The organism is Pseudomonas sp. DTU12.1 (genome assembly GCF_009873475.1).
GTDB lineage: Bacteria > Pseudomonadota > Gammaproteobacteria > Pseudomonadales > Pseudomonadaceae > Aquipseudomonas > Aquipseudomonas proteolytica.
In genome coordinates, this window is record NZ_CP045254.1 from 2,493,199 (window position 1) to 2,512,638 (window position 19,440).

Below are 19,440 nucleotides of genomic sequence, written 5' to 3' on the forward strand. Positions count from 1 at the left end.
TCTAATCTGCGGTGGTTTGGGATGCATCATACGTGCCGGAAACCGGATTACCAAACGGCAACCTGTGGCAGGATCCTACAAGATGGACCGAAAACGCCCATCTGTCCCTGTAGGAACGAGCTTGCTCGCGAAAAACCTGAGAGCGCTGCGGGCCATCAGGTTACCCGCGTCATCGTTAACGCTCTTCGCGAGCAAGCTCGCTCCTACCATTGGATTTCTGTTGCCGGGTTTTCATCTCGCTGACAATCACCGCCGCCACAATCAACACCGCCCCGAGCATTGCAATTGGCGGGAAGCGCTCACCGGCGATCCGCCCGATCACCCCGGCCCATACCGGTTCACCGGCATAGATCAGAGTGGCGCGGGTCGGCGAGACGCTTTTCTGCGCCCAGTTCATCGCCAGTTGAATCACCGCACTGGTCAGGCCCAGGCCCACCGCGCTGAACAGCAGTACCCAGGAAAAGTCCGGCAATGCCTCGCCCGTCGGTACTACCAGCAGGAACGAAAGAAGCGACGCAGTGGCCAGTTGCACCACCGTCACCCGGCGCACATCCACCTGGCCGGCATAGGCGCTGATCAGGATGATTTCGGCGGCAATCGCAATGGCGCCGATCAGGGTGGCAATTTCGCCGGGGCTGAAATTCAGCGATGCGCCGGCCGGCCCCGTCAGCAGCATCAAGCCGGCGAAGGCCAGCATAATGCCAATACTCGGCATCAACCCCGGACGGCGTCCCAGCACCAGCCATTGCAGCAGTGGCACAAACGGCACGTAGAGCGCGGTGATAAACGCTGACTGGCTGCTGAGGATGGTCTGCAGGCCAATGGTTTGCAGGCCATAGCCAAACATGATCGCCGTGCCGATGAACGCGCCGGCCTTGAGCTCGAATCGCGTCAGGCCACGCAGGTTGCGCAGGGAAAACAGGCCGACCACCAGCGCCGCCGCGGCAAAACGCAGGCCGACGAAGAACATCGGCCCGCTGACGGTCATGGCGTGTTGCACGAGGATAAAGGTGCCGCCCCAGATCATAGTGATCAGCACGAGCACGCATTCGGCTTTGCTGAAGCGGGAAAACAGCGGGGAGGCGGTCGAGGTGGTCATGGCGGCTCTGGTCTTGCACAGGAAGGGCGCGGAACGCACAATGCGCCGCAGCTGGGCAGTATACTGCGCAAACCCACCGAGTGAGCAATATAGTGCACAAAGAAAATTCGCAACGGGCTTCGGTTCTGCAGCACGTCAGCCAGAATGTTCGTCGCCTGCGTCACGCCGCCGAACTGAGCCAGACCGCCCTGGCGGAAAAATCCGGGGTCAGCCGGCGCATGTTGGTGGCCATCGAGGCGGGTGAAAAGAACGTCAGCCTGTCCACCCTCGACCGCGTGGCCGAAGCCCTGGACGTGGCCTTCAGCGACCTGATCCAGGCGCCCGACGCCCGTGACCACAGCCGCATCAACGAACTGGCCTGGGCCGGCGAAATCGAGGGCAGCAAGGCCGTATTACTGGCCAAGGCCACCGCCCGGCGCGAGGTCGAGTTGTGGGAGTGGCGCCTGGAACCGGGCGACCGCTATTGCCCGGATCCCGACCTGGAGGGTTGGAGCGAACAGTTGTTCGTGTTCGAAGGCAGCCTGACCCTGGTGGTGGACGACGTCGAAACCATCATCGCCGCCGGTGAGTTCTTCATGTTTCCCAGCCACCAGCCCCATGCCTATCGCAATGAGGGGCCTGTGGCGGTGCGGTTTATCCGCAATGTGGTGATCTAGACCCACACATCATTGAGCATGGTCCGCTCGCCGCCCTGATCGCCGGTATTCAACACCCCACAGGGCTCGACCAGCAGTAAATTCACCTCGCCCTCGGCATACGGCTTGTGTTCCACGCCCTTGGGCACCACGAACATCTCGCCGGCGCCGATCTGTACCGCGCCATCGCGAAAATCAATACGCAGCACGCCATCGAGGACGATAAACGTCTCATCGGTATCCGCGTGGCTGTGCCAGACAAAATCCCCCTCGATCTTTACCACCTTGAATTGGTAGTCGTTCATCTGTGCGACGACCTTGGGCGTCCATTGCTCGCTGAACAGGCTGTATTTGTGCGCAAAGTTGATGGCGGTGTAGGCGGGCATGGCAGTCATCTCCGTTGATTCGGGAAAGGCCTGACCTTAAGTGCAACGCGAAAACCGGTATTGAATGATCGTGCGATTGTCAGCTCAATAGAAACGTTATATTGTATCTATCAATAACGATTCTCATGTGCCGCCAAGCCTGAGGTCGGCTTGTTTATTTTCGGCTCAAGGGATTGCAGATGAACCAGTTGCACGGGATAGCTCCGCGGTTTTCAACATTGTTGGTGGCGGGCGTGCTGTCCTCGCTTCCCGGCGTGCCCGTAGCGGCGCAGGAACGCGAAGAGTCAGTCACCGAACTTGAAGCCACCCAAGTCAGCGCGCCGCTGAACAAGGCGCTGGAGGTCAATGCCGGTGGTTTCGGCGCCAAGGACGCCATGGAAATCCCCCTGGCCATCCAGAGCTATTCCAGCAAGACCATCGCCGACAGCTCCGCGCGCACCGCCGTGGATGTGCTGAGCCTCGACCCTTCGGTGCTCAGCTCGTCTGGCGGCAGCGGCTTTGACAACTTCCGCCTGCGCGGCTTTGCCATGGATAACTTCAACACCATCCGCCGCGACGGCCTGACCCTGGCCCCGCACCACGATGTGCCCCTGGAAAACGTCGAGCGCATCGATGTGCTCAAGGGCCCGTCGGGTTTCCTCTACGGCTTCAACTCGCCGGGCGGCACCATCAACTACATCCTCAAGCGCCCGACCCTGGAGCCGCTGCTCAATGTCAGCGTACAGGGCTCGTCATTGCTCGGCCGCTACGTGGCGATTGATACCAGCGACTCATTCAACGACGGCGCCTTTGGCTATCGCCTGAATGCCGGCTACGAAAAAAACGGTGACTTCGATCACGCCCGCGACATGGAGCGCAAGTTTATCGGCCTGGCCACCGACTTTCGCTTGAGCGACCGTGCGCTGTTGCAACTGAACGCCGACTGGTCACGCAAGTCCACGGTCTCCGACCCGTTGCTGCGTGCCGACCAGAGTGGCCGGGCCAACCCGCTGGACCCCTCCAGCTATGTACTGCCGCCCAAGGTCAATCGCCGGGATCTGCTGACTGGCTCCTGGTTCCGTCACCAGACCGAGGGCGCCAACCTTGACGCCAAGTTCGAGTACGAACTGGATGACAACTGGACCTCCGTGACCCAGGGCAACTACTCGCGGGTCGAGCGCCATGGCGGCTACAACGATCTGTTCGGGATCAAGCCCAACGGGGACATTGGCTCGGCCGACTTTTACGTGTCCCGTGGTGAAGTGTTCAGCACCTGGTCGCTGCAGTCTTACCTGGCCGGCAAGTTCGCCACCGGCAACATCTATCACGACGTGTTCTTTGGCACCGGCTACAAACAGTTCAAGGATGTCAGCCCATTCTGGGATTCGGTGGACAGCGGCACTGCGGGCATTGGCATCGGCGACGTCTCGGTAGGCAACATCCTGCACCCGGTCAACCCGCCCAAGTGGCATTTCGGCCCCGAGCGGCCCACCGACTTTGTGTCCTCCATCAAGGAAACCTCGGTCTTTGCCAGCGACCTGATTTCCCTCACCGAACAATTCCAGGTGATGCTCGGCGGGCGTTATATCTGGTACCGCGCCGATGAACTGTCGGCCATCGCGCCCTCGCAAAGCCATAACGTGTTCGTGCCCAGTGCCGCGCTGATCTACCGGCCGTGGGACAGCCTGATGACGTACGTCAGCTACTCCAAAGGCTTTGAAAAGGGTGACTACGCCCCCTACAACGCGAGCAACGCCAACCAGCCCACCGATGCCATCGAGTCCAAGCAGTACGAGGTGGGCCTGAAGCTGGACCTCAATGAGCGCCTGAACCTGGGCCTGGCGGTGTTCGATATCCGGCGCCGGGCCAGTTACCTGAACACCAGCAACACCTATGTCAGCAACGGCGAATACCATCACCGTGGCGCCGAGTTGACCCTGTCCAACCGCGTCACCGATGCCCTGACCCTCACCGCCAATGCGGCTTACCTGTCCACGCGCATGGAAGATGTCGATGACGTCACGGTAGAAGGCAAGCGCACCGAAAGCGTGCCCAAGTGGAAAGGCGCGGTCGGTGCCCTGTATAGGGTGGCCGCCGTGCCCGGCCTATCGTTGGACAGCACCGTCAGCTATGTCGGCAGCCGCCCGGTGGATGCGCAGAACAGCGGCTACATCCCCAGCTATACCTTGCTCGACGCCGGTGTCAGCTACCGCTCGAAACTGGCGGATACCCCCGTGACCTACCGCCTGCACGGCAAGAACCTGACCAACAAGTACTACTACGCCAGTGCCTACTATCAAGGCGGGCTGGATGTAGGGCGTGAGCGCGAAGTATTCCTCTCGGCCAAGTTCGAGTTCTAGAACCATGACTTATTCCAGCTCATTACCCGGCCTGCGCCACCTGTGGGTCGAGCGCTTGCTTGAGCAGCATCCGGGCACGTTGACCGAGCTGGTTGACGGTCTCGGCTCGCCGCTGCATCTGCTGTGCCCGCAGGTATTCCACGCCAATGTCGAAGCCTTCCAGCACAGCTTTACCCAGGCCCAGACGCGCGGCAGCTTGTTGTTTGCGAAGAAGGCCAATAAGGCCAACTGCTTTATCCAGGCCTGCGCCCAGTGTGCGATTGGCGTGGATGTAGCCAGCGTCGGTGAGCTGCAAAAGGCCCTGGCGGGCGGGGTCGCCGGCAGTGATATCGGCGTGTCCGGCCCGCGCAAGAGCGATCAATTGCTGGGGCTGAGCCTGAGCCATCAATGCCTGTTGGCGGTGGACTCCCTGGAGGAACTGCTGCGTATCCAACAGCTGGCCCAATCCCTGCGACAACGGGCGCATCTGTTGCTGCGTTATTGCCCCAGCAACCAGCCCCACAGCCGTTTCGGCCTCAATGCGCGGGAGTGCGACCAGGCCTTGATGTTCTGCCGCCAACATGCGGCGAACCTGGACCTGCAAGGCTTTTCTTTTCACCTGGGCGGCTACGACACCGAACAGCGTGCGCAAGTCGCCAGCCACCTGGTCGACCTGTGCCTGGCCAGTGAGTTGGATAATTGCCGCACCGTCAACCTGGGCGGTGGTTTTGCCGTGCGCTATGTCGACCCGGCGCAATGGCAGGCCTTTATGGCCGAGGACTGCGCCGAGCGCTATCACAGCGACAAGGGCTTCGCCGGTTTCTACCCCTATGGTGCGCCGCGCGCCGGCGCCGAGGCCCTCGACGACATCCTCGCCACACCCGTCAGCCCCGGCCTGAGCCTGGCGCAAAAAGTCATCGAATACGGCGTGCGGCTGCTCATCGAACCCGGCCGCGCCTTGCTCGACCAGGCCGGCATCAGCGTGTTCCGCGTGCAGGGCGTCAAGGACCGCAGCGCCAGCGACGGCTATGCACTGGTCACTGTGCAGGGCAGCAGCTTCAACCTCTCCGAGCAGTGGTTCAACAGCGAATTTTTGCCCGACCCACTGTTGCTGCCGGCCACACCGCGGGCGCGGTCGCCCTTTGTCGCCTGCATCGGCGGGGCCACCTGCCTGGAGTCAGACATGCTGACCTGGCGCAAGGTCGCCTTCGATTACCCGATCCAGGCGGGTGACTTGCTTATCTACCTCAATACCGCCGGCTATCAGATGGACTCCAACGAGTCGCCCTTTCACGAAGCCCCCTTGCCACACAAAGTGGTGCTGGAGCTGCGTAACCGACACCTGCGCTGGAAGCTGGACAGCCTGGCTTGAGCGTGCAAACCCTTCCACAAGGAGTCTTGAGTGAACAGTTTGAAAAAAGCCGCGGCCCCCGCCGATCTATGGGTGCTCCCCCAGGCCGCGCTCGAAGACCTGGGCGTGAGTTACCGCGAAGTCCTGCAGGTGGTCGAGCAGGCGTACAAAGCCTTGCGCAGCGGCGATTCGCAGAACCCGCTCAAGACCATTGTCGAGCCGGCTGACCGCCGCTCCATCAGCTACTCGATGGTCGGCCGCGATGGCGCCAGCCACACGGTGGGCTTCAAGGTGGTGTACGAACACGATCCGCAACGCACCCGCGATGCCTATCAGTTCCACTCGTTTATCTTCCTGTGTGATGACCGCACCGGCCACCCGATTGCCCTGATGGACGTGGTCAAGCTCGGTCCGCTGCGCACCTCGGCGACCTCGGCACTGATGGCCAGGGCTGCGTGCCCGGATGCTCGCACGGCGCTGGTGGTGGGTACCGGTGTGCAAGGCCAGATCGCCTTGCCGATGTTGCTGGCGGCCATGCCTGACCTGGAGCGCTTGTATGTCTACGGGCACTACGCCGAGGGCTTGCGTGCGGTGCGCGAAAACCTGCACAAACACTACCCGCTGCGCGATGTGATCGTGGTCGATGACCTGCAGGCTGCGGCGGGCGAGGCCGATATCATCCTCGGCGTGGCCGGGCTTTCGGCGCGCCAGCAAGTACAGCGTGCCTGGCTCAAGCCTGGCGCGGTGGCGGTGCTGGTGGGCTATGGCATCGATGCCGACGTGCTACACGGCGCCGACTACCGCATCGCCACCGATACCGCGCAAATGCAGGTCACCAGCGCCGACCTGGCGGCCGCCGATGGCAGCCTGCCTGAGGTGGACGCCGAACTGCCGGATATCCTCCTGGGCCGGGCGCCCGCACGGCGCCATCCCGATGATGTGGTGTTTGCCTACAACAGCGGCATGGTGGTGACCGATGTCGCCCTCGGCCGCTTGATGGCCGATCGCGCGCTGGCGCAGAACCGTGGGCAGAGGGTCCAGCTATGGTCGGCCTGAATCCCGCACAACCTGGCGCCTGGCGCGCCGACAGCCGGGCGCTGCTGTTGCTGGCACTGCCGCTGATCCTGACCAACCTGGCGTATGTGGCCCTGACCACCATCGATATCGTGGTGCTCGGCACCCTGGGCGCCAAGGAGTTGGCCGCCGGTGGCCTGGCGCTCGCACTGTTCAACCAGTTGCGCACCACCGGCACCGGGCTGGTCACGGGCGTCAGCAATCTGGTGGCGCAAGCCAACGCAAGGGGCGATGAGGCTCAAGTGCGTGCGCTGCTGGTGGCGGGCCTGTTCTGGGCCACCGTCAGTGGCCTGGTGTTTATGGGCGTATTGTTGGCGTTGCGCCAACCACTGACATGGCTCGGCCAGGACGCCAGCGTAGTGGCCGGTGCCATGGACTTCCTATTGATTATTGCCCCTGGCCTGTTGCCGTGCCTGTGGTTCCAGGCGCTGCGCCACTTCACGGTCGGCCTCAAATTCCCCGGCCCGTTGCTGGCGATCACCTTGGTGTCGATCGTTCTCACGGCGGCCCTGAACTACGTGCTGGTGTTCGGCAAACTGGGCCTGCCGGCCTATGGGCTGGCGGGGGTGGCGATCACCAGCGCGGTGGTGTTCTTGCTGTCGTTCCTGATGTTCCTCGCGGTAGTACTGACCCATCGGCGCCTGGCCGGTTACTTCACGCTTGCGCACTTGCGCTTTTCGCCGGACGCGCTCAAGGCGGTGTGGAAGCTCGGCCTGCCGATTGCCGGGACCTACGCCAGCGAGGCTGGGTTCTTCAGCGTGCTGACCTTGCTGATCGGCACCCTGGGCATGGAAGCGCTGGCGGCGCAGACGGTGCTCAACCAGATCATCTACATCGTGTTCATGTTCTCGGCGGGGATCTCCCATGCCGCTTCCATCCATATCAGCGAGGCCTGCGGCACCGGGCAGTATCAGCGCGCCCGGCAACTGGGGCGCCTGGGGCTGGGCCTCGGGGTGCTGGTGATGCTGCTGTTTGCGATTCCCTACGCGCTGCTGCCCGAACAGGTGATCGGCCTGTTTATCAGCACCGAACACGCCAACAACCTGGATGCCGTGCGCCTGGCGACCACCGGTTTGTTGATCGCCATCGTCCTGCAGGTGTTCGACGCCAGCCAGAACATCGGCAACGGCATCCTGCGCGGCATTGGCGATACGGCGGGGCCGCTGCGGATTTCACTGTTCGGCTACTGGCTGGTGGGCCTGCCCGCTGCCTGGTTACTGGGCATTGTCAGCCCTTACGGGATCTTTGGCGTATGGGCCGGTTTGGCGATTGGCCTGGCGGCCACGGCGTTGCTGCTGATCATCTCGTTTGAACGGCAACTCAAGGCGCTGGACCGCGCGGGCGCCATCGCACTGTCATAACAAGGAGGTGTTCCATGCATCAAGACAACCCCGCACAGCGCATTGAGGCGCTGGTGCGGCCCAGTGTGCGGCGCTTGCCCCTGTATGATCCGGGCGCCGATCCACGTCAGTTGGGTACGCCCACGGTGACCAAACTGTCCAACTGCGAAAACCCGCTGGGCATGTCGCCGGCAGCCGCGGCAATGCTTGCGCAACAGGGCGGGGCAGGGCTTGCGCGCTACCCCGACCCCACAGGCCGTGCGCTGCGGCAACTGATCGGCGGGCATTTGGATGTGGATCCCGCCAGGCTGATCCTCGGCAATGGCTCAGAAAACATCCTCGAACTGTTGTGCCTGGCGCTGCTTGATCCCCAGGACCGGGTAGTCACCCAGCAACCCTGTTTCAGCCTGCATGAAAGCCTGCCGCTGATGATGGGGGCGACGGTGGACAAGGTGCCGCTCAACCCAGACTTCAGCGTCAACCTGCACGCCTGGAGCACGGCGCTCAAGCAACCGGCCAAGCTGTTGATGCTCAGCACCCCCTGCAATCCGGTGGGCACGGCGCTGTCCAGTGCCGAGCTGACGGCCCTGATTGCCGCCGCCCATCCCGACACCTTGCTGGTGATCGACGAGGCGTACTTCGAATTCGTCGAGGACGGCGCCGATGCGCTGGCGATCCTCGGCGCACAGTCGCGGCCGTGGATCATCCTGCGCACGTTCTCCAAGGCCTATGGGTTGGCGGGGCTGCGGATCGGTTATGGCATCGCTTCGCACCCCAGCCTCATCCATGCGCTGCACCGGGTGCGCACACCGTACAACGTCAATCAAGCGGCCCAAGAGGCGGCCAAGGCCGCTTGGCTCGATCCGCACCATGTGAAGCGCAGCCGCGAGTTTGTCGCCAGCGAGCGCCGACGCCTGACTGAAGGGTTGCAGGCTGCGGGGTTTCGCGTGGCGCCGTCCCAGGCCAATTTCCTGTTTATCGATACCGCCTGCAACGCCCTGGAAGTGGTCGACGAACTGCTCAAGGACGGGATCATCGTCAAGGCCTGGCGTGAGTCTGGGTACAGCGGTTTCATCCGCGTGTCCTTGGGCCTGGCCCACGAAAACCAGGCGTTTCTCGCCAGCCTGCAACGCGCCGTCACGGCCCTGGCCGGATAAGCGCCGCGCCGGTTTTTCATACTGCCCAGAGGTTGCCATGATCAACACTTGCCTGTCCGAGCTGATCGGCGATACGCCGCTGCTCAAATTGTGCGTCACCGAAAACGGCAGCTGCGTGCTGCTTAAACTGGAGCAATTCAACCCCACCGGCACCGCCAAGATCCGCATGGCCCGGCAGATGCTCGACGAGGCGCAGGCCTCGGGGCAGCTCAAGCCGGGTGGGCGGATTGTCGAGTCGACCTCGGGCAACACCGGGTTGGGCCTGGCGTTGCTGGCTGCCGAGCGTGGCTACCGCTTCACTGCGGTGGTCGACGAACACGCCAGCCCCGACAAACTGCTTGCGATGCAAGCCTTTGGTGCGCAACTGGTGCGGGTCGGCGACCCCGGTGGCGGGCTGGCCACCGCCGACCGCGATGCCACGGCCGAGCGCATCGCCAATGAGCAGGGCGCCTACTGGACCCGCCAGCATCACAACCCGGCCAATGCCAACGGCTACACGCAACTGGCCGAGGAACTGCGCGCGGTGCTTGGCGATGAAATCCACTACCTGGTGGGCGCCGTGGGCACCGGTGGCTCGCTGTGCGGCACTGCGCGCGCCTTGAAACGCCATGCCCACAGCCTGCAAGTGATCGGTGTCGAACCCTGCGGCTCGGTGATCTTCGGCGGCCCCGGTGCGCCGTATCACCAGTCCGGCACCGGCACCCCACAAGGCGCAGAAATCGGTGCCGTGGTCGACTACGCACTGATCGACAAAGGTCTTACCGTCAGTGATGCCCAGGCCTTTGAAACCGCGCGCTACCTGGCCCGGCATTACGGCCTGCTGCTGGGCGGTTCGGCAGGCGGAGTTATCTACCAGGCCCTGCGCGAGGCACGGCACGCGCCGGCCCACAGCGTGATCGTGGCGCTGGTGTGCGATGGCGGCGAAAAGTACCTCGATACGGTGTTCAACGACCAATGGATGGCAGAACGGCAGTTGCTGGCGCCCCAGGTGCATCGCGAACTGGAGCAGTGGTTGGGCGCGCTGCCCCAGCTCAAGCAGCAAGCCTAGCGGCTTGCCTGGGGCGCCGGCCTTCGCTACTGTGGCGCCCCGCCCGCGTGAGCCCCGCCATGAGTGACACCACTGTCGAACTGATCCAAACCGGCCCGGAACAGGCCGAACTGATCTGCAACCTCTACCAGTTTTATGCCTATGAATCCTCGGATTGGGAACAGGAAGATGTCGAGCAGGACGGCCGCTTCTACATCCATGAAGAACACCTGGCGCGCTACTGGCAAGAGCCGCAGTGGAGCGCCAACCTGCTGTTGGTGGACGGCTACATCGCCGGATTCCTGCTGATCGAGCGCAGCGAGCTGCCGGGGATCAACGCCCTGGAGCTGGCCGACCTGTTTATCCTCAAACGCTACCGACGCAAGGGCATAGGCCGTGCCCTGGCCACCCAGGTACTGACCAGCGGCGAGGCTGACTGGCTGGTGCGTTTCTACGACCAGGACGAAGCCTCCCAGGCGTTCTGGCGCAGTGTGCTGGACAACCTGCCGCGCCCGGTGCAGGCCATTGAGCTGGATGACGAACCGCAGTTGTTGAGCTTCTTGGTAACCCGGGCGGTGGTTCACTGACCTGTGGGAGCGGGCAAGCCCGCTCCCACAGAGGGTAGGTGTTTGTCTGGATTACCGCCGATTGACTTCGGTTGAACGGTGGGGCGGCTATGCTGGTCAACTGACCTTCAATGTCGATGCAAACAGGTGACCGCAATGGCCAAGACTTACAGCTACGCCGCCCGTGACGCCAAGGATGCCCTCAAACCCTTTACCTTCGAGCGCCGTGCCCCCGGTGCTGACGATGTACAGATCGATATCCTCTATTGCGGGGTGTGCCACTCCGACTTGCACACGGTACGCAACGAGTGGAACAACACCCTCTATCCGTCGGTGCCGGGCCATGAAATTGTTGGCCGGGTGACAGCGGTGGGGGCCAATGTCAGCCGCTTCAAGGTCGGCGACCTGGCTGGCGTCGGTTGTATGGTCGACAGCTGCCAGCACTGCGAATCCTGCGCCGAGGGCGAGGAGCAGTACTGCGAGAGCGGCTTTACCGGCACCTACAACGGTCCGGTGTTTGGTGGCGAGAACACCTTTGGCGGCTACTCGGACAACATCGTGGTCAAGGAGAAGTTCGTCCTGCGCATCTCCCACGACGAGGCGCAACTGGCGGCCGTGGCGCCGCTGTTGTGTGCCGGCATCACCACCTATTCGCCGCTGCACCACTGGAAGGTCGGGCCTGGGCAGAAGGTCGGCGTGGTCGGCCTCGGTGGCCTGGGGCATATGGCGGTGAAAATCGCCCATGCCATGGGCGCCCACGTGGTGTTGTTCACCACCTCGCCGAACAAGCGCGAAGACGGCCTGCGCCTCGGGGCCGACGAAGTGGTGGTGTCGAAAAACCCGGACGAAATGGCCAAGGTCGCCAACAGCCTGGACTTCATCCTCAATACCGTGGCCGCGCCCCATGACCTGGACGCGTTCCTCAACCTGCTCAAGCGCGACGGCACCATGACCCTGGTGGGCGCACCGGACAGCCCGCACCCATCGCCCACGGTATTCAACCTGATCTTCAAGCGCCGCAGCCTGGCCGGCTCATTGATAGGTGGCATCCAGGAGACCCAGGACATGCTGGACTTCTGCGCCCGGCACGGCATCGTCTCGCAGATTGAGATGATTGATATCCAGGGCATCAACGAATCCTATGAGCGCATGCTCAAAGGCGATGTGAAATACCGCTTCGTGATCGATATGGACAGCCTCAAGCGCGAGATCCAGGGGGCCTGACAGCCCTCGCCAGGAACCTCATTGTGACGATGGGGCCTCTGTCGTGGCGAGGGGGCTTGTCCCCCGTTGGGCTGCGCAGCAGCCCCAGAACCTGCTATTTCGGTCTATCTGATAGACCTAGGTGAGACTTACTGGGGCTGCTGCGCAGCCCAACGGGGGACAAGCCCCCTCGCCACATATGACTACAACAACCGGCCAGCCGCCACTCAGCGGGCGCTATAGGGCAACAGAAACGCCACGCTAAGCCCCGCCAGCGAAATCAAGCCAAACCACGCCACTGGCCCCATGGCCCAGCCCCACACCTGCACACTCACGGCAAAGCTGGCCGCCAGCAGCACCCAGCCCATCCCCCGCAAGCCACGCCGCAGCATGGGCGAGGGCAGGCGGTGCCAGAGCTGTTTGTAGTGCCGTTCCAAACCTAGGCATAAGCCCAGCATTCCACCGCAGGCCAGCAACAAGGCGGCTATCAATGCCATCTCAGTTGACCTGCGCTACAGGTTGCTTGCCCACGCGCCGTGGGGCGCGCTCCTTGGGCGCCTGGTACAGCTTCCAGCACGGCCAGGCCAGCAGCAGGCCGAGGGCGACGCTGGTCAATTCCAGGTAGAGGTAATCACCCAGGCTTTCCCCCAGCAGGCTCAGGGCCGGCAGGCTGATACACAGGGCGGCGGCCAGGCCCAGTTGCTCGCGCCAGGCACTGCGCCAGGGGCGGATGATCGCGTGGCCCAGGCTCAGCAACCACACCAGGAAAAACACCCGCACCTCCCAGCCACCGCGCTGGGCCAGTTCCACCGGCAGCAAGCGGTTGGCCCACAGGAAGGCCACGCACGCCACCATCAACCCGGCCACCACCGCCACATTCAGGCGTTCGGCGATGTGGTAGAGCAGGGCGCCCACAGCCCCTTCGCCATCGTGGCGCCGACGGCGCTTGACGGTAAACAGCACCACCCCGGTCGCGAGCATCGCGCAACTGGCCAGGCCGCAGACAAAGTACAACCAGCGCATGGAGTAGCCACCAAACTGGGCAAAGTGCAGGCCGGCCATGACTTTTTGGGTCAGCAGGCTTGGCCGGCTGACGGCGGGTTGGCGCAGGACTTCACCGCTGACCCCGTCAAACAGCATGCTCTGGCCCTTGGTCAGTTCGATGCGATTACCCAGCACCGGGCGCGCCTCGATCCGCGCGTTGCTGCGTCCTGGGTTGTGGATCGACAGGCTGGACACCGGCCCCATGGCTCGCTCGGCCTCGGCCAGCAGGGGCTCAAGCGCGGTCAACTCGGCCGCCTCGCTGCGCGTGGGGCGTTCGCCGCGCACCTGCTGTTCGGCGGGCGCACCCCGCAGGGCGCGGCCCAGGTTGTCGCGATCGCCATCGAACAGCGCATCCACCGCCGCCGGCATGTAGATCAGGTAGAAAATCACCAGCCCGGTATAGGTGATCATCAGGTGAAAGGGCAGTACCAGCACTGCCGTCGCATTATGCGCATCCAGCCACGAACGCTGGCCTTTGGCCGGGCGGAAGGTGAAGAAATCCTTGAAGAATTTCTTGTGAATCACAATCCCGCTGATCAGCGCCACCAGCATCGCCATGGCGGCCAGTCCGACGGTCCAGATCCCCAGGTCACGGGGCAGGTTGAGGGTGAAGTGGAAGCGGAAGAAGAACCCGCCACCGGCCGTTTCGCGCACGGCCAGGGGCTCGCCGGTGCGCGGGTCGAGCGCGGTGCCGCCGCCACGGCGTTGTTCGCCGGCCGATACCGTCAGGGTGTCGGAACGCTCGCCAGGCAAGCCGATGTTCCAGGTCTTCGCCTCGGGATGCTGGCGCGCCAGATAACCGAGGGCCTGTTGCGCGGCGGCGCTTTGCGACAGGCTGGTGGCGGGGATTTCCGGGCGCATCCAGCCGTCGATTTCCTTGTCGAACACCGCCAGGGTGCCGGTCAGGAAGATCGCAAACAGCAACCAGCCAAAAATCAGCCCGCTCCAGGTGTGCAGCCAGGCCATGGATTGGGTCAGGGTCTTGTGTTTCATCCCAGCACCTCGCGCCATTGTGGCCAGAAACCGATGGCGGCCAATGGCAGCGCCAGGGCCATCCCGGCCCAGGCGCGCCAGGCGTTGCGACAGGCGAAGGCCCAGAGAATCGCCAGGGTATAGATCAGGAAGGAGGGCAGGCTGGCGACCACTAGCGCGTCGACCTTGTCCATGGGCAACAGGCGCGCCAGGGCGGCGGTAAACGCATAGGTAAACAGGTAACCGCCGATCAGCGCGGCGACAATCCGCGAGAGAGTCGGCCAGGCAGGGGATTTGCTTTTCATAGAGGGCTCATCAGCGTTAGACCTGTGGGAGCTGGCTTGCCTGCGATGCAGACGCCTCGGTCTATCAGGTAATTTTGAGGTGATGCCATCGCAGGCAAGCCAGCTCCCACACAAGCCAATCCCACCTAGATTGAGTGGGTCACAAGTAATCCAGGGCTCGAATGCTAGTGATTCTCATATGGGAGTAAACGCAATTTACAACTTATACACTTTGAGGCGCAGATGCAGGCTCAGCCCGGGCGTGGTGTTCTGCGCCCATAACTGACCGCCTTGCAACTGCACGATGCTGCGCGCAATCGACAAGCCCAGGCCATAACCGTCACCGCCCGGGCGGGCGGCATTGAGGCGGGTGAACGGCAGGAAGATCTGCTCCAGCTTGTCGGGCTCGATGCCCGGGCCTTGGTCCTGGATGCACAGGTGCCAGAAGTCGCCCTCAAGCTTACCGGTCAAGCGCACCACGCCCTGTTCGGGGGAGTGGCGGATGGCATTGCGCAGGATATTTTCCAGGGCCTGGGCCAGGCCATTGAGGTTGCCCAGCACCCAGACGCCTGCGGGCAGCTCGCAGGGCAGGCGCTCGCTTGACCAGCCGCTTTCAAAGCAGGCGTCTTCGCGCAACAGGTCCCACAACGGCTCCATCTCCACCGCTTCCACCGGCATGGATGGGCGTTCGGTATCCAGCCAGACCAGCTCCAGGGTGTTGCCGATCAAGCGTTCCATGCCTTGCACTTCACGCTCCAGGCGCTGGCGCAGGGCGCCGGGATCGGGCTCGCGCTCGCCGGCCACCCGCAGCCGGCTCAAGGGCGTGCGCAGCTCGTGGGACAAGTCCCGCAGCAAGCGCCGTTGCAGCACCACCGTGCTTTCCAGGCGCTCGGCCATATGATCGAAGGCCCGGGCCAATTCACCCAACTCATCGCGACGGCGCGTCACCTGGGCCCCGACCCGTGACGCCAGGTCCCCGGCGCTCAGGGCATTGGCCTGGCGCTGCAGGATCACCAGCGGCGAAATCAGCACCCGGTACAACAGCACGCCGAACAACAGCGCCAGTGAGGCCGGCAGGACGTGTTGCAGGAGGATGTTCCAGCGGCCATTGTCCTTGCGCGGGTCCAGGTGCAAGGGCAACTCCATCACCAGCCGCGATTGGCCATCGCTGAACGGGATATAAAACGTCGGCCGGCCACCGGGGCGCCCCACCGGCCAGTCGATCCGGCGCACGAAATCCAACTTGCGCCGCTCAAGCGTGGTCAGCGCCTGGGAAGACAGCGAATGGTGGTCATCCACCACCACCGCCCACACCTGCTCCCGGGCGCGCAAGGTGTTCAGGAACTCGTCGACGCCTGCCGCGCCGCGCTCACGCCAGGCGGCTTCGGCCTGCTGCGCATAATCGGTAAGAATCTGCCGGGTGGGCGCGGGCAAGCGCGCAGTGGCTTCCTGGATACGCTGGCTGACATCCACCTGCAGGCTGACCACCAACAGGCACAGCACCGCCAGCAGGCCGATCAGTTTCCACAACAGCGAATGACGGTTGGGCAGCCTCATGGCGCCAGCCGGGTCAGGATGTAGCCGGTACTCCTGACCGTCTCCACGCGCCCGGCGGTGTAGCCGATGGCCTGCAACTTGCGGCGGATGCGGCTGACATGCATGTCCAGGCTGCGATCATGCCGGGAATAGGCCCGGTGCATCACCTGCTGGTACAGGAACGCCTTGGTCAGCACCTCATCGACATGGGCCACCAGGGTTTCCAGCACCCGATACTCGGTGGTGGTCAGGTCGGCCCACTGCTCATTGAGGCTGACATCGGTGCGCTGTTCGTCGAATGTCAGTTGCGGGTCTTCATTGCGCGCCGTGCCCGGCACCTCGTGTTCATAGGCCACGCGGCGCAGGATCGCATCGATGCGCACATCCATTTCCAGCATGCTGAACGGCTTGGGCAGGTAATCGTCGGCACCCTGGCTGAAACCGGTGATGCGGTCCTGCTCGGCGCCAAGGGCCGACATCAGGATCACCGGCACCCGTTGATGCCGGCGCAGTTGCGCCAGCACCTCCAGGCCGCTGCTGCCTGGCAGCATGATATCCATCAGGATCAGGTCGAAAGGTTGGGCGCGCACCAGCTCGACGATTTCACCCCCGTTCTGGCGCAACGTGACATCGAAGCCGCGTTGGCCCAGGTGGCTGTCCAGATGGGCGGCAAGCACCGGGTCATCCTCGACGGCGAGGATGCGACGCGCTGCGGGGAGCGAAGAGTGGGCGTGCATGGGAATTTCCTGCGAATGCGAATGTTTCTAAGTTGCGCATTCTGGCAAATCTTCCGGCACATTCCTATTGATTGCGGTTTATTGCTGCATTTGCCGGATGATCCGACAGAACACCGGATCATCCAGATACGCCACATGGAGCCGGCTCCTACATGGAGCCGCACCCGCTTTAGACCTATCCTAGCGCTGGCAAGGATCGTTCTTGTTCAACAGATTCCCCGTCGAATACCACACGCGTTGCGCCGCCGGCCCCAGGTCCAGCGCCACCGGCGCATCGGCGCGCCCCTCCAGCAACGTCGGATAAACCCCAGGCTTGAGCGGCGACTGGCAGACAATCGGCAGTGACTGCACGGTGGTGAAGTTCAAATCCACCGTAGACACCAGTTGCGCCGCCGAAAACGGCGCCGGCGGGCCGGGCAGGGTGATGATTTCCTGGAAGTCCGGATCCTGAGCGATGTAGTGCGTCAAGTGCGCCTCAGTGCCCCGGCCAAACAGGGTGTAGACCAGCTGTTTCGGTCGGTCGATGCCCAGGTTGAACGGCCGGTAGATCACCACCGCCTCGACCGTCACGGGTACGTTGTCAAACAGCACCGGCCCCGGTGTGCCGCCGCCCTCGTTGGAGTAGCCGTCAAAGATCGTCGCCTTGAACGAAGTCACTTCACCGGCCTTGAGCTGAGGCAGGGTGAACGTGTCGTCGTCGACGTTGATCAGGTTATACGGCTTGCTCGGATTGGCCGCGCGCAGGGCCTGGTACTTGGCCATTACGTCTGCGGGCAGGCTGGCCTGGAGCACGATCTGGTACATGTGCTTTTCCGTGGTGAACATTGGCATGTGCACCAGGAACAGGGTCTGCGAGCCGACCATGAACATGCCGTGGTTGCCCGGCGCATCGGCATCGGCGCCGTTGCTGACCGCGTGCAGTTCATGGGGGGAATGGGCAACGGCCAGCGGGGCGAGGGCCATCGATAGCGCAAGCAGCAGGGTTGCAAGGGAGCGTTTCATGGTGGGCCATCCTTGAGGGTTTCGAAGGCATTTACGCGTTTGATCAGGCTTTTTTGCTTGGCCGAATCGGCGTTGTTGAACAGGAACGAGAAGTCCGAGGCCAGGCTGCTGCTGCCGGCAATCGTCGCCTGTTGGTGGCAGGCATTGCAGTCCATGCTCTGGACGTAGGTCTCCATGGTGGTATTGGCCACCGGTACGTTGCTATCGCTGATAAAGGCGCCATAGGACAGGGGCACCTTCGCACCCGCGCCCGGCTCCGGGTCCGGTGCGGTCGGGGCGGTGATCCACAGCACATTGACTAGCTTGTAGTACTGGAACACCGACTGGCCGTTGGTCTGCTGGGCGAAGCTGGCCTGCACGGCGCCGTTGAGGGCCTGCATGTCCGAAGGCAGGGGGTGTTCGCGAGTGGTCTGGACCGGTTGGTTGCGTGGATAGGGCTCGGTGCATTCGCGATCAGGGTGGTGCTGCTGGCACTGGATACGGGCCACGTTGGGCGTGCACACGTCAGGGCCACCGGTGCAGTTGGGGTTGTAGAAGGTATAGCCGTCGGGCGGTGTCTGTTGCGCAGGTACTTGGCCTGGCTCTTGTACGTTGTCTACTTGCTCGAAGGTGGTCCAGATGAAGTTCGGTGAACTCTGGGTCTTGTTGATGATATGCAGGCCCACCAGGCCCACCACTTGTTGGGTGCATTGCAGGGTGGCGGGGTTCTTGAGCCAGGCCACGGTGGTCAGGTAGCGCCCGTAGAGCTGGGGCTTGCCGGTGAGGATACGCCAGGCGGCCTTGAGTTCCAGGGCGCCCAGTTGTTCCTGGGGCAGGGGCTGTGCCGGCATCGAGCGCATCAGCTCGCCGGCGGGCAGGGACAGCCCGGCCGGATGATTGCCATCGCTGTTTTGTGCAACGACCATTTGATTGGCGGCATCGTACAGCCCGTACTTGACGATATAGTCAAACTCGGCCTTGCCCACCTTGCGCTCGAAATACACCAGGTTGCCGGTCTGGTCCGTCAGCCAGCCGCCGGCGGCTTCCATGATCGGGTCGGGAATCGAAGCCAGGGTGCCGCTGGACAAGTGGAAGCGATGCTTGGCGTTGGTCGCGCTTTCCGAGGTGGCGTTCATGAACTTGCGCGCGCCTACCGACAACGCTTTGAGGCTGCCCTCGCTGCTGCAATTGGACGGCACCAATGTCTGCACGCCCCAGCCTGTGGGCGGTCGGGCGCCGGGCAGGAATATATCGTTAGCGTCTTTAAAGCTTGCCCACACCGGCGCGGTGGTCATGGGTTGCCCGGCGACCTGGGGCACGCCAAATTGCGCCATGCTGATCTTGCGGTTCGGCTCGCCCGCGAGGGCTGCATTGGCTGGCCATCCGGGATCCACGGGCCAGTTCAGGGCAATAAACAGCTGCCAGCCAAAACAGTTCATGAAGCTCTGGCCAGTGGTGTTGAAATTGTTGACGGGTAGAAAACCGCCGCTGTTGGGGTCGAACACCAACTGCTGCTGGACGCAGGTATCGGCATCCGATGCCTGGGCCGTGGGCAGGAGAAACAGCGACAGCAGCGTGCTGACCAGCAGCAGACCACGTAAGCGAAATCTGTACATCATCGCGCTCCTTGCATGAAGGTGAAGCCTCTAGCCGTTGTGTAGGAGCCGGCTTGCCGGCGAAAAACCTGAGAGCACCGCTGGGCGCCAGGTACCCCGCGTTATCGTTGGGGA

General features: G+C 63.1%; 18 protein-coding genes. 9 read left to right on the forward strand and 9 right to left on the reverse strand.

Annotated elements, in window-relative coordinates:
* Positions 1-175: 175 nt before the first annotated feature.
* On the reverse strand, positions 176-1,099 hold the full coding sequence (locus tag GDV60_RS10935) for a DMT family transporter (RefSeq protein WP_104912094.1): 924 nt from the start codon (positions 1,097-1,099) through the stop codon (positions 176-178).
* A 92-nt stretch (positions 1,100-1,191) separates the two neighbouring features.
* Here GDV60_RS10935 and GDV60_RS10940 point away from each other — a divergent pair, with 92 nt between their 5' ends.
* Entirely contained in the window at positions 1,192-1,755 is a 564-nt protein-coding gene (locus tag GDV60_RS10940; protein ID WP_029293015.1) for a helix-turn-helix domain-containing protein, read from the forward strand.
* On the opposite strand, the gene GDV60_RS10945 is transcribed toward GDV60_RS10940, so the two are convergent.
* Entirely contained in the window at positions 1,752-2,120 is a 369-nt protein-coding gene (locus GDV60_RS10945; RefSeq protein ID WP_159907142.1) for a cupin domain-containing protein, read from the reverse strand. The genes GDV60_RS10940 and GDV60_RS10945 overlap by 4 nt on opposite strands.
* Before the next feature lie 179 nt (positions 2,121-2,299).
* On the opposite strand from GDV60_RS10945, the gene GDV60_RS10950 reads away from it, so the two are divergent.
* From GDV60_RS10950 to GDV60_RS10985, 8 genes are all read left to right on the forward strand, one after another.
* The gene (locus GDV60_RS10950) at positions 2,300-4,459 is read left to right on the forward strand and encodes a TonB-dependent siderophore receptor (RefSeq protein WP_081041736.1); all 2,160 of its coding nucleotides are present in this window, start codon (positions 2,300-2,302) and stop codon (positions 4,457-4,459) included.
* Between the two features lie 4 nt (positions 4,460-4,463).
* Positions 4,464-5,810, forward strand: coding sequence for an alanine racemase (locus GDV60_RS10955; protein WP_029293010.1), 1,347 nt, complete (start codon positions 4,464-4,466; stop codon positions 5,808-5,810).
* Between the two features lie 30 nt (positions 5,811-5,840).
* A complete protein-coding gene (locus tag GDV60_RS10960; protein WP_217695067.1) occupies positions 5,841-6,845 on the forward strand; it encodes a hypothetical protein in 1,005 nt (334 codons plus the stop codon).
* Positions 6,833-8,224, forward strand: coding sequence for an MATE family efflux transporter (locus GDV60_RS10965; RefSeq protein ID WP_159907144.1), 1,392 nt, complete (start codon positions 6,833-6,835; stop codon positions 8,222-8,224). The genes GDV60_RS10960 and GDV60_RS10965 overlap by 13 nt, the downstream gene beginning before the upstream one ends.
* Positions 8,225-8,238: 14 nt before the next feature.
* On the forward strand, positions 8,239-9,360 hold the full coding sequence (gene hisC / locus GDV60_RS10970) for a histidinol-phosphate transaminase (protein ID WP_159907146.1): 1,122 nt from the start codon (positions 8,239-8,241) through the stop codon (positions 9,358-9,360).
* Between the two features lie 37 nt (positions 9,361-9,397).
* Positions 9,398-10,408 carry a PLP-dependent cysteine synthase family protein gene (locus tag GDV60_RS10975; protein ID WP_159907148.1) on the forward strand — a complete coding sequence of 337 codons (1,011 nt, stop codon included), beginning with the start codon at positions 9,398-9,400 and terminating at the stop codon, positions 10,406-10,408.
* Between the two features lie 59 nt (positions 10,409-10,467).
* Positions 10,468-10,974 carry a GNAT family N-acetyltransferase gene (locus GDV60_RS10980; RefSeq protein ID WP_057959217.1) on the forward strand — a complete coding sequence of 169 codons (507 nt, stop codon included), beginning with the start codon at positions 10,468-10,470 and terminating at the stop codon, positions 10,972-10,974.
* Positions 10,975-11,109: 135 nt separating this feature from the next.
* Positions 11,110-12,177: an NAD(P)-dependent alcohol dehydrogenase gene (locus GDV60_RS10985; RefSeq protein WP_159907150.1), complete on the forward strand. Its 1,068-nt coding sequence runs from the start codon at positions 11,110-11,112 to the stop codon at positions 12,175-12,177.
* A gap of 206 nt (positions 12,178-12,383) precedes the next feature.
* Here the strand turns inward: GDV60_RS10985 and GDV60_RS10990 are convergent, their stop codons facing one another.
* From GDV60_RS10990 to GDV60_RS11020, 7 genes are all read right to left on the reverse strand, one after another.
* A complete protein-coding gene (locus GDV60_RS10990) occupies positions 12,384-12,653 on the reverse strand; it encodes a DUF3325 domain-containing protein (protein ID WP_104912100.1) in 270 nt (89 codons plus the stop codon).
* Position 12,654: 1 nt separating this feature from the next.
* On the reverse strand, positions 12,655-14,193 hold the full coding sequence (locus tag GDV60_RS10995; protein WP_159907152.1) for a PepSY domain-containing protein: 1,539 nt from the start codon (positions 14,191-14,193) through the stop codon (positions 12,655-12,657).
* Positions 14,190-14,477 carry a DUF3649 domain-containing protein gene (locus tag GDV60_RS11000; protein WP_070995928.1) on the reverse strand — a complete coding sequence of 96 codons (288 nt, stop codon included), beginning with the start codon at positions 14,475-14,477 and terminating at the stop codon, positions 14,190-14,192. Before GDV60_RS11000 ends, GDV60_RS10995 begins: the two co-directional genes overlap by 4 nt.
* A 195-nt stretch (positions 14,478-14,672) precedes the next feature.
* Positions 14,673-16,013 carry a sensor histidine kinase gene (locus GDV60_RS11005; protein ID WP_159907154.1) on the reverse strand — a complete coding sequence of 447 codons (1,341 nt, stop codon included), beginning with the start codon at positions 16,011-16,013 and terminating at the stop codon, positions 14,673-14,675.
* A complete protein-coding gene (locus GDV60_RS11010) occupies positions 16,010-16,729 on the reverse strand; it encodes a response regulator transcription factor (protein WP_159907156.1) in 720 nt (239 codons plus the stop codon). The genes GDV60_RS11005 and GDV60_RS11010 overlap by 4 nt, the downstream gene beginning before the upstream one ends.
* 180 nt (positions 16,730-16,909) lie before the next feature.
* Positions 16,910-17,731, reverse strand: a complete 822-nt coding sequence (locus GDV60_RS11015; protein ID WP_159907158.1) for a hypothetical protein — start codon at positions 17,729-17,731, stop codon at positions 16,910-16,912.
* Entirely contained in the window at positions 17,728-19,326 is a 1,599-nt protein-coding gene (locus tag GDV60_RS11020; protein WP_159907160.1) for a hypothetical protein, read from the reverse strand. Before GDV60_RS11020 ends, GDV60_RS11015 begins: the two co-directional genes overlap by 4 nt.
* Positions 19,327-19,440: the final 114 nt, after the last annotated feature.